At 71.9% G+C, this 15,397-nt stretch carries 14 protein-coding genes; 4 read left to right on the top strand and 10 right to left on the bottom strand.

From position 1 onward, the window contains the following. Window positions 1-16: 16 nt before the first annotated feature. The 4 genes from WFJ01_RS13920 to WFJ01_RS13905 all read right to left on the bottom strand — a co-directional run bounded on the left by WFJ01_RS13920 (window position 17) and on the right by WFJ01_RS13905 (window position 4,595). Window positions 17-1,171, bottom strand: coding sequence for a thiolase family protein (locus WFJ01_RS13920; protein ID WP_336629368.1), 1,155 nt, complete (start codon window positions 1,169-1,171; stop codon window positions 17-19). Between the two features lie 70 nt (window positions 1,172-1,241). Continuing rightward, the gene (gene glmS / locus WFJ01_RS13915; RefSeq protein ID WP_295034480.1) at window positions 1,242-3,062 is read right to left on the bottom strand and encodes a glutamine--fructose-6-phosphate transaminase (isomerizing); all 1,821 of its coding nucleotides are present in this window, start codon (window positions 3,060-3,062) and stop codon (window positions 1,242-1,244) included. Window positions 3,063-3,102: 40 nt separating this feature from the next. Beyond that, complete coding sequence (locus WFJ01_RS13910) at window positions 3,103-3,363, bottom strand: hypothetical protein (RefSeq protein WP_292885488.1); 261 nt, start codon at window positions 3,361-3,363, stop codon at window positions 3,103-3,105. Window positions 3,364-3,437: 74 nt separating this feature from the next. Next, on the bottom strand, window positions 3,438-4,595 hold the full coding sequence (locus WFJ01_RS13905) for an acyl-CoA dehydrogenase family protein (RefSeq protein ID WP_336629367.1): 1,158 nt from the start codon (window positions 4,593-4,595) through the stop codon (window positions 3,438-3,440). An 86-nt stretch (window positions 4,596-4,681) separates the two neighbouring features. Here WFJ01_RS13905 and WFJ01_RS13900 point away from each other — a divergent pair, with 86 nt between their 5' ends. After that, window positions 4,682-5,260, top strand: a complete 579-nt coding sequence (locus WFJ01_RS13900; RefSeq protein WP_292885483.1) for a TetR/AcrR family transcriptional regulator — start codon at window positions 4,682-4,684, stop codon at window positions 5,258-5,260. 10 nt (window positions 5,261-5,270) lie between these two features. On the opposite strand, the gene WFJ01_RS13895 is transcribed toward WFJ01_RS13900, so the two are convergent. Continuing rightward, entirely contained in the window at window positions 5,271-5,885 is a 615-nt protein-coding gene (locus tag WFJ01_RS13895; RefSeq protein WP_251438884.1) for a TetR/AcrR family transcriptional regulator, read from the bottom strand. 166 nt (window positions 5,886-6,051) lie between these two features. Here WFJ01_RS13895 and WFJ01_RS13890 point away from each other — a divergent pair, with 166 nt between their 5' ends. Together WFJ01_RS13890 and WFJ01_RS13885 are read left to right on the top strand one after the other, a co-directional pair. Continuing rightward, window positions 6,052-7,524 carry an APC family permease gene (locus tag WFJ01_RS13890; protein ID WP_336629366.1) on the top strand — a complete coding sequence of 491 codons (1,473 nt, stop codon included), beginning with the start codon at window positions 6,052-6,054 and terminating at the stop codon, window positions 7,522-7,524. Then, window positions 7,521-8,642 (top strand): DmpA family aminopeptidase, encoded by a 1,122-nt coding sequence (locus tag WFJ01_RS13885; RefSeq protein ID WP_336629365.1) that lies wholly within the window; start codon window positions 7,521-7,523, stop codon window positions 8,640-8,642. The genes WFJ01_RS13890 and WFJ01_RS13885 overlap by 4 nt, the downstream gene beginning before the upstream one ends. A 45-nt stretch (window positions 8,643-8,687) precedes the next feature. On the opposite strand, the gene WFJ01_RS13880 is transcribed toward WFJ01_RS13885, so the two are convergent. The 5 genes from WFJ01_RS13880 to WFJ01_RS13860 form a co-directional block, all read right to left on the bottom strand. Next, window positions 8,688-9,509, bottom strand: coding sequence for an HpcH/HpaI aldolase/citrate lyase family protein (locus WFJ01_RS13880; RefSeq protein ID WP_336629428.1), 822 nt, complete (start codon window positions 9,507-9,509; stop codon window positions 8,688-8,690). After that, window positions 9,509-9,991, bottom strand: a complete 483-nt coding sequence (locus tag WFJ01_RS13875; protein WP_295035285.1) for a MaoC family dehydratase — start codon at window positions 9,989-9,991, stop codon at window positions 9,509-9,511. The genes WFJ01_RS13880 and WFJ01_RS13875 overlap by 1 nt, the downstream gene beginning before the upstream one ends. Then, window positions 9,988-12,042, bottom strand: a complete 2,055-nt coding sequence (locus tag WFJ01_RS13870) for an ATP-binding protein (RefSeq protein ID WP_336629364.1) — start codon at window positions 12,040-12,042, stop codon at window positions 9,988-9,990. The genes WFJ01_RS13875 and WFJ01_RS13870 overlap by 4 nt, the downstream gene beginning before the upstream one ends. 5 nt (window positions 12,043-12,047) lie before the next feature. Further along, the gene (locus tag WFJ01_RS13865) at window positions 12,048-13,682 is read right to left on the bottom strand and encodes a carboxyl transferase domain-containing protein (RefSeq protein ID WP_442928051.1); all 1,635 of its coding nucleotides are present in this window, start codon (window positions 13,680-13,682) and stop codon (window positions 12,048-12,050) included. A gap of 134 nt (window positions 13,683-13,816) precedes the next feature. Beyond that, on the bottom strand, window positions 13,817-14,374 hold the full coding sequence (locus WFJ01_RS13860; RefSeq protein ID WP_251438874.1) for a phosphorylase family protein: 558 nt from the start codon (window positions 14,372-14,374) through the stop codon (window positions 13,817-13,819). A 96-nt stretch (window positions 14,375-14,470) separates the two neighbouring features. Here WFJ01_RS13860 and nadE point away from each other — a divergent pair, with 96 nt between their 5' ends. Continuing rightward, window positions 14,471-15,289: an ammonia-dependent NAD(+) synthetase gene (gene nadE, locus WFJ01_RS13855; RefSeq protein WP_336629363.1), complete on the top strand. Its 819-nt coding sequence runs from the start codon at window positions 14,471-14,473 to the stop codon at window positions 15,287-15,289. Window positions 15,290-15,397: the final 108 nt, after the last annotated feature.

The raw sequence follows: 15,397 nt of genomic DNA, 5'->3' as shown, positions 1-15,397 counted from the left end.
GCCGCGAACCTGCCGCTCAGACCAGTTCGTACACCGTCGCGTTCGCCATGCCGCCACCCTCGCACATCGTCTGCAGGCCGTAGCGGATCCCGTTCTGGCGCATGTGGTGCAGCAGGGTCGTGGCCAGGCGCGCGCCGGATCCGCCGAGGGGATGCCCGAGGGCGATCGCCCCGCCGCGCGGATTGACGAGAGCAGGATCCGCTCCGGTCTCCGCGAGCCAGGCGAGCACGACCGGGGCGAAGGCCTCGTTCACCTCGAAGGCGCCGATGTCGCCGATGCCGAGGCCGGCGCGCTCCAGCACCTTCGCCGTGGCCGGGATGGGACCGGTGAGCATGAGGATCGGATCCGATCCGACGACGGCGACGCTGTGCACGCGGGCGAGGGGGACCAGCCCGAGCTCGGCGGCGCGGGCGCTCGTCATCATGAGCACGGCGGCCGCGCCGTCGGAGATCTGCGAGGCGCTGCCGGCGGTCACCACCCCGCCCTCGAGGAACGGCGTCGGGAGCGTCGCCAGCCGTTCGACCGAGGAGTCGGCGCGGATGCCCTGATCGGTCGCGACCATTCCCGTGGCCGTCGCCACGGGGACGATCTCGTCCGCGAACAGTGCGGCGGCGGTCGCCGCCGCCGCCCGCTGGTGCGAGCGCACCGAGAACTCGTCGAGGTCGGTGCGCGTGAGGCCCCACTTCTGCGCGATGAGCTCGGCGCCCACACCCTGGTTGCCCAGATCCGGATAGCGCTCGTGCATGAGCGGACCGTAGGGGTCCTGACCCGCGACGCTGGAGAACATCGGCACGCGGGACATGACCTCGACGCCACCCGCGACCACGATGTCGGCGTAGCCGGCGATGATCGCGGCGGCGGCGCTCTGGATCGCCTGCTGCGACGAGCCGCACTGCCGGTCGATGGTCATTCCCGGCACCTGCTCGGGCAATCCCGCGGCGAGGGCGGCGTTGCGCCCCACGTTGAACGACTGCTCCCCGACCTGCGACACGCAGCCCCAGATCACGTCGTCGACGAGATCCGGATCCACTCCGGTCTCGGCGAGCACCGCACGGATCGGGTGGGTGGAGAGGTCGACCGGATGCACGACGCTGAAGACCCCGCGCTCGGGCTTGCCGATCCCGACCGCGGTGCGGCGCGCGGCGACGATGACCGCGTCTCTGCTGCTCATGGATCCATTGTCCCTCCGCGCGCGCCGGCGCGGTTCCCCCGGGGTGGTGCGCTCGCGCAGCGACCCGGGCTCACTCCACGGTGACCGACTTCGCGAGGTTGCGCGGCTTGTCGACGTCGTGCCCCAGCAGCACCGCGGCGTGGTAGGCGAGCAGCTGGGTCGGGACGGTCAGCAGGATCGGATCCAGCTCGGGCTCGTTCTTCGGCACGACGATCGTGCGCACGTCGAGGTGCGCGAGATCGACACCCGGGTGCGTGATCGCGATGAGCGGCCCCTTGCGCGCGAGGATCTGCTCGGCGGCGGCGAGGTTGCGGTCGGTCAGCTCGTCCTCCGGGATCACCGCGACCGTCGGCATGTGCGGGTCGATGAGGGCGAGCGGGCCGTGCTTGAGCTCGCTCGCCTGATACGCCTCCGCGTGGATGTAGCTGATCTCCTTGAGCTTCTGCGCGCCCTCCCGCGCGACCGGGAACCCCCGCACGCGGCCGATGTAGAACGCGCTCTGCGCCTTCGCGACCTCTTCGGCGACGACGGAGATCCGCTCGGCGCCGTCGAGGATCTCCCGGATCTGCTCCGGGATGCGCTGCAGGCCGCGCAGGATGCGCTGGCCGTCCGCGTGGGAGAGATCGTGGAGCCGCCCCAGGTGCAGCGCGAGCAGCGCGAAGGACAGCGCCATGTTCGTGAGCGCCTTGGTCGAGGCGACGGAGATCTCCGGTCCCGCGTGCAGGTAGATGCCGCCATCGACCGTGCGGGCGATGGTCGAGCCCACGACGTTGACCACGCCGATCACGCGTCCGCCCTTGCGCTTGATCTCCTCGACGGCGAAGGCCGTGTCGGCGGTCTCGCCGCTCTGGCTCACCGCGACGTAGAGCGTGTCCGACTCGATGATCGGCTGGCGGTACCGGAACTCCGACGCGGCCTCCGCGTCAGCCGGGATGCGTGCGAGGTCCTCGATGAGCTGGGCGCCCAGCTGGCCCACGTAGTACGCGGATCCGCATCCGAGGATCTTGATCCGGCGGAAGCCGCGCAGCTCCCGCGGGTCGAGTCCGAGGCCGTCCAGGCGGGCGGTGGCGAACTTCTCGTCCAGCCGGCCGCGCAGCACGGTGGCGGCGGCCTCGGGCTGCTCGTGGATCTCCTTGAGCATGTAGTGCTGGTAGCCGCTGAGCTCGAGGTCCTCGGCGGCGACGCTGATCTCGACCGGCTCCGAGCTGGTCGGGCTGTTGCCGCGGTCGAAGGTCCGGAATCCGGTCGCCGTCACGGTCGCCAGCTCGCCGTCGTTGAGGTGCACGACCTGGTTGGTGTGCCGCACGAGGGCGGCCACGTCGCTGGCCACGAGCATCTCCTTGTCGCCGATGCCGATGATCAGCGGGGATCCGCTGCGGGCCAGGACGATCCGCTCCGGGTGCTGCTCGTCCAGCACCGCGAGGGCGTAGGTGCCGGTGATCCGGGTGAGGGCCGCGAGCACGGCCTCCTCGAGGGTCGGCGCGTCGGACTGCGCGATGAGGTGGGCGATGACCTCGGTGTCGGTGTCGCTGCTCAGCTCGACGCCGGACTGCGCGAGCTGGGCGCGCAGGGCTGCCGCGTTGTCGACGATGCCGTTGTGCACCACGCTGATCCGGCCGTCCTGGCTGCGCTGCGGGTGCGCGTTCCGCTCGACCGCGGGGCCGTGCGTCGCCCAGCGGGTGTGACCGATGCCCGCGGTGCCGGTGAGGCGCTTGGGGAGCGCGGCCTCGAGCTCGCGCACCCGGCCGACCCGGCGCACCGAGGTGGTGCCCTTGCTCCCGAGCACGGCGATGCCGGCCGAGTCGTAGCCGCGGTACTCGAGGCGCGTGAGGCCTTCGACGAGGACGGGCGCGGCGGCCTGGTGGCCGATGTATCCGACGATTCCGCACATGATGGAGCTCCTCAGGAGGGGGAAGGGGACGGGGACGTGCTCAGCCGTAGACGATGCGGCGCAGCTGCCGCTCGGAGAGCTCCGGAGCCGCGACGCGACGGTCGCGCAGCTCCGCGGCGATGAGGGCGAAGGCCTCCGCGTTGCGCGTGCCGTAGAGCTGGAGCTCGGCGTGGCGGCGCCGCACGAAGGCTTCGACGGTCTCGTCGTGCCAGGCGAGCACGTCGTCGACGACCCGCGCGGCGACGCTCGCCGGCAGACCGGTCGATGCCGCGATCCGCTGGATCAGGTCATCGTCGGTCATGTCACGAGTATGCGGATCCGGAGCGGGAACGACAAGAATCTGCCCGAATTCGGGCAGAAAGTTCTTCCTCGGTGTCAGAGTCCGAGGCTGCGGGCGATGAGCATGAGCTGCACCTCGGTCGTGCCCTCGCCGACTTCGAGGATCTTCGAGTCGCGGTAGTGGCGGGCCACCCGGTACTCGTTCATGAAGCCGTTGCCGCCGAACACCTGGGTGGCGTCGCGGGCGTTGTCCATCGCGGCCTCGCCGGCGACGAGCTTCGCGATCGCGGCCTCCTGCTTGAACGGCTTGCCGGCGAGCAGGAGCGCCGCCGCGTGGTAGTACGCGCGGCGGGCCACCTGGGCGCGCGCCTCCATGCGGGCGATCTTGAAGGCGATCGCCTGGTGACCGCCGATGTGCGTGCCGAACGCCTGACGCTCCTTGGCGTAGCGCACCGCGTCGTCGACGCAGCCCTGGGCGGCGCCGACCGCGAGGGCGGCGATGGCGATCCGGCCCTCGTCGAGGATCCGCAGGAAGTTGGCGTAGCCGCGGCCGCGCTCGCCGAGCAGGTTCTCCGCGGGCACCCGCACGTCCTGGAACGAGAGCGCGTGCGTGTCCGAGGCGTTCCAGCCGACCTTGTCATAGGGCGGGGCGACATCGAAGCCCGGCGTGCCCGAGGGCACGATGATCGTGGAGATCTCCTTGCCGCGCTCGGTCTCGCCCGTGACCGCGGTGACCGTGACGAACGCGGTGATGTCGGTGCCCGAGTTGGTGATGAACTGCTTCGAGCCGTTGACGACCCACTCCGGGCCGTCGAGTCGCGCGGTCGTCCGCGTGCGGCCCGCGTCGCTGCCGGCGTCGGGCTCGGTCAGGCCGAACGCGCCGAGGGCGGTGCCGGCCGCGAGCGAGGGCAGCCAGCGCTGCTTCTGCTCCTCGGTGCCGAAGCGGAAGATCGGCATGGCGCCGAGCGAGACGCCGGCCTCGAGCGTGATGGCGACGCTCTGATCGACCTTCGCGAGCTCCTCGAGCGCGAGGCAGAGGGCGAAGTAGTCGCCGCCCATGCCGCCGTACTCCTCGGGGAAGGGCAGTCCGAACAGGCCCATCTCGGCCATGCCGGCGACGACCTCGTAGGGGAAGCTGTGCTCGCGGTCGTGCTGCGCCGAGACCCGCGCCACCACCTGCTCGGCGAAGTCGCGGACGGTCGCCGCGAGCTCGCGGTACTCCTCGGGAAGCTCCGACGGGATCGCTTCGGACATGGATCCGCTCCTCAGTGAACGATCGATAACTGAAACAAAGGTTAGCGGGCGTTCACTCGACTGTCCAGGATCGATATCCTTGCCGGATGACCACCGCAAGGGCGCAGGGGAAGGCGCGTACCCGGCAGCGCTTCCTCGATGCCGCGGCGCATCTCTTCGCGGACCGCGGCTTCCACGCGGTCTCGATCGGCGAGCTCGGCACCGCCGTCGGGGTCAGCGGCCCCGCTCTCTACCGCCATTTCGCGAGCAAGGACGCAATGCTCGAGGAGATCCTGCTCGGGACGAGCGAGTTCCTCCTGCGGGGCGGGCAGGAGATCCTGGCGGCGACGCCCGGATCCGATCGGGAGCTGCTCGACGCGCTGATCGACTTCCACCTGACGTTCGCGCTGACCCATCGGGACGTGATCCGGGTGCAGGATCGCGAGCTGGGCACGCTGCCGGCCGCGGCGAACCGGCAGGTGCGCAAGCTGCAGCGGCAGTATCTGACCCTGTGGTCCGAGGTCGTCGCGCGGCTCCGCCCCGAGGTCGCCCCCGCCGATCGGCAGGTGACGATGCACGCGGTGTTCGGCCTGCTGAACTCGACCGCGCACAACACGGTCGCGGGCTCCGCGAACGAGCGCAGGATCCTCACGGAGGCCGCGCGGCAGGTGCTGCTCGGCGCCTGAGGGCCGGGACTCAGCGGCGCAGCGACAGCTCGGCGCAGCCGGTGACGATGCGTGCGTAGCCGAGCACGAGCTCGCGGGCGCGCCGCGGGCCCGCCGACCGGTTGCCGCTGATGATGTGCAGCTCGTAGGCGTCTTCGAGCGAGACGAAGTTCTGCGCCAGATCGATGATGGGCCCGGCGAGGCGGAAGTGCCCCTGCGCGACGCCGAGCTGCAGCGTGGCGAAGTAGAGCGCCACCTGCCGGTCGTACAGGGCCTGCAGCAGCGGGCCCATCGCGGCGCTGCCGCGGCGGAACAGATCGATGTCGTGCATCGCGATGACGAGGGCGTCGTCCTCGCTCTTCGGAATGCCCGCGTCGATCATCACGGCGAGCTGCTCGCGGGCGTCGTCGATGTCGGCCAGCGCCTGCAGGCGGGTCGTGTAGAACCGGTCGCACGCCCAGGTGTACACGTCGTTGATGAGCTGGTCGAGATCGTTGAAGTGGTAGTGCACCGTGCCCGTCGACACGCCGGCGCGCTCGGCGACGTCCTGGATGCGGAGGTTCGCGATGCCGCGGTCGCGGATCGCGTCGAGGGTCGCGAGGATCAGCTGATCGCGACGCTCCGGGGTCTTCTTCGCGCTTGCCATGCGCCCATCCTTGCAGGGCGACGGGGTCGGCCGGCATGTCCTGCACGGATCCGCCTGTCCGACACGCAATTGACTCGCCAGTCAGAAAATTGAGTTCAAGGATTGACTTAACGGGGGATCTGTTTTTGACTGAGCCGTCAGTTGTCCACGGACGGAAGGCTCGATGATGAGCGATGGACTGCAGGAAGAGCTCGGCGAGGCCGCCGGCGCGAGGGGGGCGAAGGCGTCGGGGATCGTCCCCGACGCCGGGAAGTACGAACAGCAGCTCTCCCGGGGGCTGACCTTCAAGGAGAACATCCTGATCACGCTGTCGGCGGTGACGCCCGCGTCGAGCGTGTTCATCATCGTGCCGGCGATCATCAACGGCATCGGCGGGGCCTCGGCCCTCGCCTTCCTCATCGGCGCCCTCGTCGGCGTCTTCGTCGCGCTCTGCTATGCCGAGCTCTCCAGCGCGTTCCCGATCACGGGCGGCGAGTACGCGTTCGTCGCGCGCACGCTCGGCAAGCCCTGGGGCTTCGGCCTCTTCCTGCTGAACCTGGTCAGCGGCGTGCTCATCATCGGCGTGATCGCCTCGGGTGCGGGCCAGTACCTCGGCGTCCTCTCGAACGCGCTCGGCGGCGGTTGGGTCGGGATCGTCGTGATCCTGGTGACCACCGTGATCGCGTGCCTCGGGATCAAGACCAACGCGTGGGTCACCGGTGTCTTCCTCATCCTGGAGATCGGTGCGCTGGTCGTGCTCACGGTCGTCGGCTTCCTGCACGTGAGCCAGCCGATCTCGACGCTGTGGACCGTGACCACGAGCGGCCCGGGCGGCACGCTCGTCAGCGCCTCCGCCGGACTCGTGGTCTCGTACACCGCGACCGCGCTGTTCGCGTTCAACGGCTACGGCGCCGCCGTCTACTACGCCGAGGAGACGAAGAACGCGCGCTCCACGATCGGCCGGGCGATCCTGTGGTCGCTCGTCATCGCCGTCGTCGCCGAGATCGTCCCCACCATCGCCGTGCTGCTCGGGTCGAAGGATCTGGCCGCCCTCGTCGCCTCTCCCGCCCCGATGACCCAGTTCCTCACCGAGCGCGCCGGTCCGGTCGTCAACACCCTGGTCAGCGTCGGTATCGCGATCGCCGTGATCAACGCCGTGCTCGCGATCATCCTGCAGTTCGGGCGCACCCTGTTCTCCTCCGCGCGCGACCGCTCCTGGCCCGACGTCATCAACCGTCCGCTGGGCCGGATCCACCCGAGGCTGCGCACCCCCGTGGTCGCGACGATCATCGTCGGAGTGATCGCGGCGCTCTGCCTCTGGCTCGTCCCGTTCTCCGTGCTGCTGGTCGCGACGAGCGCCGGCATCGTCATCCTCTACGCCCTCGTCGGCCTCGCCGCGTTCGTCGGACGGATCAACCACACCACCGACGCCGCCGAGTACCGGATGCCGATGTGGCCGGTCGCGCCGATCCTGATGACCCTCGCGACCCTCGGGATCCTCGTGATGAGCCTCATCGCCGACTGGATGCCGGTCGCGGTCGCCGTCGGGATCTTCGCCGTCGGCCTGCTCTACTACGCGCTCTACCTGCGGGGGAAGCCGGACCGCTGGACCCTGCCGCTGCCCGCGGACGAGGAGCTCGAGGACGAGGTGCGCGGATGAGCCGGGCCCGCGCGCGCGACCTTGGACTGATCCGCGGGGGTGTTCCCGGCCGGGACAACGCCATCACCGACGTCCCGGGCGTCGAGGTCGGCTACCGCACGCTCATCGAGGACCGCGGGCCGGTGGCGGTGCGCACGGGGGTCACCGCGATCCTGCCGCGCGGGCGGGCCGGCGCGGCGGATCCGGTGGCCGCCGGAGTGCACTCCCTGAACGGCAACGGCGAGATGACCGGATCCGTGTGGATCGCGGAATCCGGCAGCCTCGGCAGTCCGGTGCTGATCACCAACACGCACTCGGTCGGGGCCGCGCACGAGGGCGCGATCCGCTGGATGCTCGACGCCGTCCCCGGGGCGGCGGACCAGTGGCTCCTGCCGGTCGTCGCGGAGACCTGGGACGGGCGGCTCAACGACATCAACGGGCTGCACGTCCGGCCGGAGCACGCCGTGGGCGCGCTGGAGGCGGCGCGACCCGGGCCCGTGGACGAGGGGGCGGTCGGCGGCGGCACGGGCATGATCTGCTACGGCTTCAAGGGCGGATCCGGCACGGCGTCGCGCCGGGTGGCGCTGGGCGACGCCGAGTACACGGTCGGGGTGTTCCTGCAGGCGAACTTCGGCGAGATGTCGGAGCTGACCGTGCAGGGCGTGCGCGTCGGGCCGGTGCTCAAGGCCGAGGCGTCCGCGGCGGCGGGGTCGCCCCCTGCGGCCGCGCCCGTCCCGCCGCCGCAGGGGGCGGGCAGCGTGATCGTGGTCGTGGCGACCGATGCGCCGCTGCTGCCGGGCCAGTGCACGGCGATGGCACGGCGCGTCTCGCTCGGCCTCGCCCGCACGGGGACCGCGGGCTCGCACTTCTCCGGCGACATCTTCCTCGCCTTCTCGACGGCGAACGCGGGAGCGCTCGCGAGCCGCTTCCCCGCCGAGGAGGAGGCGGTCGTGCTCGACGACCTGCGCGCCGTGCCCTGGGGGCGGATGGACGCGCTCTACACCGCCGTGGTCGAGGCGACCGAGGAGGCGGTGCTCAACGTGCTGGTCGCGGGCGAGGACATGGTCGGCCACAAGCAGAGCGTCCCGGGCCTGCCGATCGAGCGGGTGCGGGAGCTGCTGGCGGGGCGAGCGGGGTAGGGATGCGGGCGGTCCTGCGCTCCGGGGGACGTCCGTCCGGACGTCCTACCGGCCGAGGATCGCCCTGGCCTGGCGGAGCACGGGCTCGTCGACCATGCGCCCCTCGAAGCGGAACACCCCGGGCCGCAGCGCGGCCTCGGCGAGGACGCGCTCGGCCCAGTCCGTCTCCGCGGGGGTGGGCGCGTAGGCCCCGCGGATCACCGCCGCCTGGCCGGGGTGGATGCAGGCCGTCGCGTCGAAGCCGCTCGCGGCGGCGTCGAGCGCCTCGGCGCGGAGCCCCTCGACGTCGGCGATGTCGAGGTGGACGGAGTCGACCGCGGCACGCCCCGCCGCCTTCGCCGCGAGCAGCACGCGGGAGCGGGCGTGCCGGGCGACGTCGCGGTAGCCGCCGGGATCCCGTTCGCCCTGACCGAACCGGCTGGATCGGCCGGACATGCTCGCGATGAGGTCCTCCGCACCCCACATCAGCCCGATCGCGGCCGGGTGCGCGGCGATCTCCTCGGCGTGGACCACCCCGCGTGCGGTCTCGCACAGTGCCAGGACCCGGTGGCCCGCGGCGTGCAGGGCGTCGAGGTCGGCGGCGGACTCGGCCTTGGCGAGCATCGCGGTGCGATAGCCGGTGCCGGCGAGGGCGGCCAGGTCGAGCGCGTGATCCGCCGTTCCCGCCGGGTTCACCCGGACGATCGTGCGCTCCGGATCCAGCGCCGAGGCGGCGACGCGCTCGCGGGCGGCGGGCTTGTCGGCGGGGGCGACCGCGTCCTCGAGATCGAGGATCACGGTGTCGGCCGCCGCGAGCGCCTTCTCGTAGCGGTCGTCGCGGTCCGCCGGGCAGAACAGCAGGGCGGGGCCGCGCAGGATCCCGGACATCAGGCGGGATCCGTCGGCAGGCACCGCATGAGCGTGGAACGGGTCGCGAGCGCGACGACCGTGCCGTCCTGATTGCGCATGGTGTGCGCGAACTCGATGATCCCCTGTCCGGGGCGCGACGACGAGAGCCGCTTCGAGACGATGCGCGTCTCGGCGTAGAGCGTGTCGCCGACGCGCACCGGGGCAGGGAACGAGACCTCCGAGAAGCCGAGGTTCGCCACGATCGTTCCCATCGTGAGCTGCGCGACCGAGAGCCCGACCAGCGTGGAGAGCGTGAACATGCTGTTCACGAGGCGCTCGCCGAACTCGGTGCCCGCGCTCCACGCCGCATCCAGGTGCAGCGCCTGGGTGTTCATGGTCAGCGTGGTGAAGAGGACGTTGTCGGCCTCGGTGACGGTACGGCCGGGGCGGTGCAGGTAGACCGCATCCTCCTCGAACTCCTCGAAGTACAGCCCGCGCTGCTCGATGCGCTTCTCGGTCACGTCCCCGCTCCTTCCGCTCCCTGTGCCTCGCCGGGCTCGCCGGCCGGAGGAGCCGGCTCGATCACGGCGAGCGTCTGCCCGCGCGCCACGGTGTCGCCCTGCGCGGCGTGCAGCGCGACGGTGCCGGCGACCCCGGCGCGCAGCACGTGCTCCATCTTCATGGCCTCGACCACGAGCACCGGATCCCCCTCCTCGACGTGCGCCCCGTCCTCGACGTGCACGAGCACCACCGTGCCCGGCATCGGCGAGTCGAGATGCGGCACGCTCGCCGCCTCGGCGGCCCCGCCGCGTGCGGCCCGCTCGACCGCGACGTCGAAGACGGCGCCCGCGTGCGCGATTGCGACCCGCCCGGCTCCCGCCCGGAGCGCCGCGACCGTGCGCGTCACGCCGTCGATCGTGATCGTGCGGCGCAGGTCGCCCGCATCGCGGATCGCGGCGGGGACCGGGGCGGATGCGTCGACGGCGACCGCGAGGGAGGACCCGGATCCGGTCACGAGCACCTCGGCGCGGCGCTCGCCGCAGACCAGGGCGTAGCGCCGGGGGGCGGGCGGCCCGAGCCGCCAGCCGTCGCGGCGCGCCCAGGGGCCGCTCGGGACGTGGACGGTGCCGGTCGCGGGGGATCCGTCCAGGAGCAGTGCGGCCTCCGCGAGCACCCGCTCGTCCGCCGTCGCGAAGGCGAGGTCGTCGAACCGCCGTGCGATCAGGCCGGTGTCGAGCTCGCCGGCAGCGGCCTCGGGCAGCTCCAGCAGTGCCCGCACGAACTCGACGTTCGTGGGGAAGCCGAAGACCGCGGTCTCGTCGAGCGCGCGCACGAGCCGCCGCCGCGCCTCGTCGCGGTCGGCGCCCGTCGCGATGATCTTCGCGAGCATCGGGTCGTAGTCGATCGAGACGTCCAGGCCGTCCTCGATCGCCGTGTCGACGCGGATCCCCTCCCCGGCGGGATGGATCACGCGCGTGACGCGCCCGCCGGTCGGCAGGAACCCGGCGGCCGGATCCTCCGCGTACACCCGCGCCTCGATCGAATGCCCGCGCAGCACGACGTCGTCCTGCGCGAAGGCGAGCCGCTCGCCGGCCGCGATGAGCAGCTGCTGCTCGACGAGATCGAGTCCGGTGACCTGCTCGGTCACCGGGTGCTCGACCTGCAGGCGCGTGTTCATCTCCATGAAGAAGAACTCGTCCGGCCGGGTCGCCTCGACGATGAACTCGACCGTGCCGGCGCCCCGGTAGTCGACGCTGCGCGCGGTCTCGCACGCGGCGGCGCCGATCGCGGCCCGGGTGGCCGCGTCGAGCAGGGGAGAGGGTGCCTCCTCGATGACCTTCTGGTGCCGCCGCTGCAGCGAGCACTCGCGCTCGCCGAGGTGCACCACGCTCCCGTGCGCGTCGGCGAGGACCTGCACCTCGATGTGCCGCGGCGTGCTGAGGTAGCGCTCCAGGAACAGCGCGTCGTCGCCGAAGCTCGCGGCGGCCTCGCGGCGGGCCGCGGCGATCGCGTCGGCGAGGTGCGCCGCGTCGTCGACCACGTGCATGCCCTTGCCGCCGCCGCCCGCCGAGGGCTTGATGAGCAGCGGGTAGCCGATCCCCGCGGCCGCTTCGATGAGGTCGGCGTCGGTGAGGCCCGGCCGGGCGATCCCGGGCACCGTCGGGACGTCGCGCTCGGCCACGGCGAGTTTTGCCGTGATCTTGTCGCCCATCGTGCGGATCGCCTCCGCGGTCGGACCGATGAACACGATCCCCGCCGCGTCGCACGCCTCGGCGAACGCCGCGTTCTCGGCGAGGAAGCCGTACCCCGGGTGGATCGCCTGGGCTCCGGTGGACCGGGCGGCGGCGATCACGGCGTCGATCGACAGGTAGCTCTGCGCCGCAGGGGCCGGGCCGATCCGCACCGCGACGTCCGCGAGCGCGACGTGGCGGGATCCGGCGTCGGCGTCGCTGTACACGGCGACCGAGCGGATGCCGAGCCGGCGCAGCGTCGCGATGACGCGGCAGGCGATCTCGCCGCGGTTGGCGATGAGGACGGTGTCGAACACTCCGACAGGCTCAGTGCGGCGCATCTCACTCACATCCGGAAGATTCCGTAGCCGGGCGCCTCGGTCGAGGGCGCCCGCGTGACGACGTCGAGCGCGAGGCCCAGCACGTCGCGGGTCTGACCGGGCTCGATGATCCCGTCGTCCCAGAGTCGGGCGGTGGAGTAGTACGGGCTGCCCTGCTCCTCGTAGGCGGCGCGGATCGGAGCCTGGAACTCCGCCTCCTCCGCGGCCGACCAGGATCCGCCCGCGGCCTCGATCTGATCGCGGCGCACGGTCGACAGCACCGATGCGGCCTGCGGTCCGCCCATGACCGAGACGCGCGCGCCCGGCCAGAGCCAGAGGAAGCGGGGGGAGTACGCCCGTCCGCACATCGAGTAGGTGCCGGCGCCGAAGGATCCGCCGACGACGACCGTGAGCTTCGGCACCGAGGCCGTCGCGACCGCGTTGACCATCTTCGCGCCGTGCTTCGCGATGCCGTTCGCCTCGTACTCCCGGCCCACCATGAACCCGGTGATGTTCTGCAGGAAGACCAACGGGGTGCGGCGCTGCTCGCAGAGCTGGATGAAGTGCGCGCCCTTGAGCGCCGACTCCCCGAACAGCACGCCGTTGTTCGCGATGATCCCGACGCGGTGCCCGTGGATCCGCGCGAACGCGGTCACCAGCGTCGTGCCGTACTCGGGCTTGAACTCGGTGAACTCGCCGCCGTCGACGATGCCGCGGATGATCGCGCGGGCGTCGTAGGGGACGGTGAGCTCGACCGGGACGACGTCGAGCAGGTCGACCGGGGGCGGATCCGCGATCGCGGCGGACGGCCCTTCGAGCCCTTCGCGGGCACCCCGGGGCCAGGCCTCGGGATCCGCGCGCGCCGGCGACGGCGGCAGCGTGGCGACGATGTCGCGGACGATGCGCAGCGCGTCCTCGTCGTCCTCGGCGAGGTGGTCGGCGACGCCGGAGACCCGGGTGTGCACCTCGCCGCCCCCGAGGTCCTCCGCGGAGACGACCTCGCCCGTCGCCGCCTTCACGAGCGGCGGGCCGCCGAGGAAGATCGTGCCCTGGTTCCGCACGATCACGGTCTCATCGCTCATGGCCGGCACGTAGGCGCCGCCGGCGGTCGATGACCCCATCACCGCGGAGATCTGCGGGATGCCGTCGCGGGACATCCTGGCCTGGTTGTAGAAGATGCGGCCGAAGTGATCGCGATCGGGGAACACCTCGTCCTGCAGGGGCAGGAACGCGCCGCCCGAGTCGACGAGGTACACGCAGGGCAGCCGGTTCTCCGCGGCGATCTCCTGCGCGCGCAGGTGCTTCTTGACCGTGATCGGGTAGTAGGTGCCGCCCTTGACGGTGGCGTCGTTCGCGACGACCATGACGTGCCGGCCGTGGATCAGCCCGATCCCCGCGATCACGCCGCCGGACGGGGCGTCGCCGCCGTAGAGCCCGTAGCCCGCGAGGGGCGCGACCTCCAGGAACGGGCTGCCGGTGTCGAGCAGGTGGTCCACCCGGTCCCGGGCGAGCAGCTTGCCGCGCTCGGTGTGCCGGATCCGGGACTTCTCCGGTCCGCCGAGGGCGGCCTCGGCGCGACGCGCGCGCAGTTCGTCGACGAGCTCCCGGTAGGTCGGAGCCGGGGCGCTCGGCGCGGATGAATCGGACACAGCACCCTCCATTGGGCGACGACGGGACGTGATTCAGATTAGCGAGCGTTAACTGAAATGTCCACGGGTGCTCCGGGCGTCCGATGCGCGCCGGGTCCGTGCGCGATCGACGGAGTCTCGCACCGTCGCGACCGCGCCGACCGGGTTCAGACCCCGTACTCGTCCCGGATCCGGTCGCGCAGCTGCACGCTGCAGGCGGCGACGGTCTCGTCCCAGACGGTGGTCGCGCCGTCCTGGGCGGTGTCGGAGATCGCGCGCAGCACGCGGATCGGAACGCCGAACTGGTCGGCGACCCAGACGTAGGCGTAGGTCTCCATGTCCACGAGCACGCCGCCGAGGCCCCGGATCCGCTCGACGACCGCGACGTCGTCGACGAAGCTGTCGCCGGTCGCGATGATCAGCCCGTCGCGCCCTGTCGCGACGCGCGGCGGCAGGGAGACGTGCTGCCCGACCACCCCGTCCAGATCCTGGACGTCGTGCTGGATCGCCGCGGTGATCTCGTAGACGCCTCCGGGAAGCTCCGGATCCACGCCGCCGGCGGTGCCGACGACGACGATCTCCTCGTACCCGGCCGCATCCAGCGCACGCGTGAGGCCGTAGGCGGCCTTGAGCTTGCCCGGGCCCGTGACGAGGCGCTCGAAGCCCTCCAGCGACTCGGGGAAGGCCTGCAGTTCGGACGCGAGGGCGGCGACGAGGAGTCTCATGCCTCCATCCTCGCAGGCGCGGCACAGGCGGGCGGCGGCGTTCACACGCAGGAAACGTGGCCGTTGGATACTGGATCCCACGACCGAAGGAGCAGCATGACCCTGCAGCAGGACATCGCCACAGACCTCGGGGTGCGCCCCGACGTCGACCCCGCGGCGGAGATCGATCGCCGGATCGGCTTCCTCGTCGACTACCTCCGGCACACCGGCGCCAAGGGGTACGTGCTGGGGATCTCGGGCGGGCAGGACTCGACGCTCGCCGGCCGGCTCGCGCAGCTCGCCGTCGAGAGGGTGCGCGCCGAAGGGGGCGAGGCGACGTTCATCGCGGTGCGCCTGCCCTACCGGGTGCAGCACGACGCCGACGACGCGAGCGCGGCGATGGCGTTCATCGCCGCCGACGAGGGGGTCGAGGTCAACATCGAGCACGGCGTCGACGGTCTGGAGAACGACCTCGAGGCGGCCGGCCTGGAGGACGTCGCCGACTTCCACCGCGGCAACATCAAGGCGCGCCTGCGGATGGTCACCCAGTACGCGATCGCCGGGCAGCGCGGCCTGCTCGTGATCGGCACGGACCACGCCGCCGAGGCGGTGACCGGGTTCTTCACGAAGTTCGGCGACGGCGCATGCGACCTCACGCCGCTCGCAGGACTGACCAAGAGGCAGGGCCGGTCCCTGCTGCTCGCGCTCGGCGCCCCGGACCGCCTGGCCTACAAGGTGCCCACCGCCGACCTCCTCGACGGGACGCCGGGCCGCGCCGACGAGGACGAGCTGGGACTGACCTACGAGCAGATCGACGACTTCCTGGAGGGGCGAGAGGTCGCCGCCGACGTGGCGCAGCGCATCGAGGCGCGCTACCTCGCGACCTCGCACAAGCGCCGTCAGCCGGTCACCCCCGACGACACCTGGTGGCGCTGAGCCGGGCCGTGGTCCTCCGTCGCGCCGACGGGAACCTGATCGGGTGATGTCCGCGGCCCCGTCTAGGGTCGAAGCGACGGCCTGATCGGCCGCCACCCGAAGACAGGA

The organism is Microbacterium sp. MMO-35 (assembly GCF_037147555.1).
Taxonomy (GTDB): Bacteria; Actinomycetota; Actinomycetes; order Actinomycetales; family Microbacteriaceae; genus Microbacterium.
Note: the sequence above shows the minus strand (reverse complement) of the source record. Positions and strands in the feature narration are given on the sequence as shown.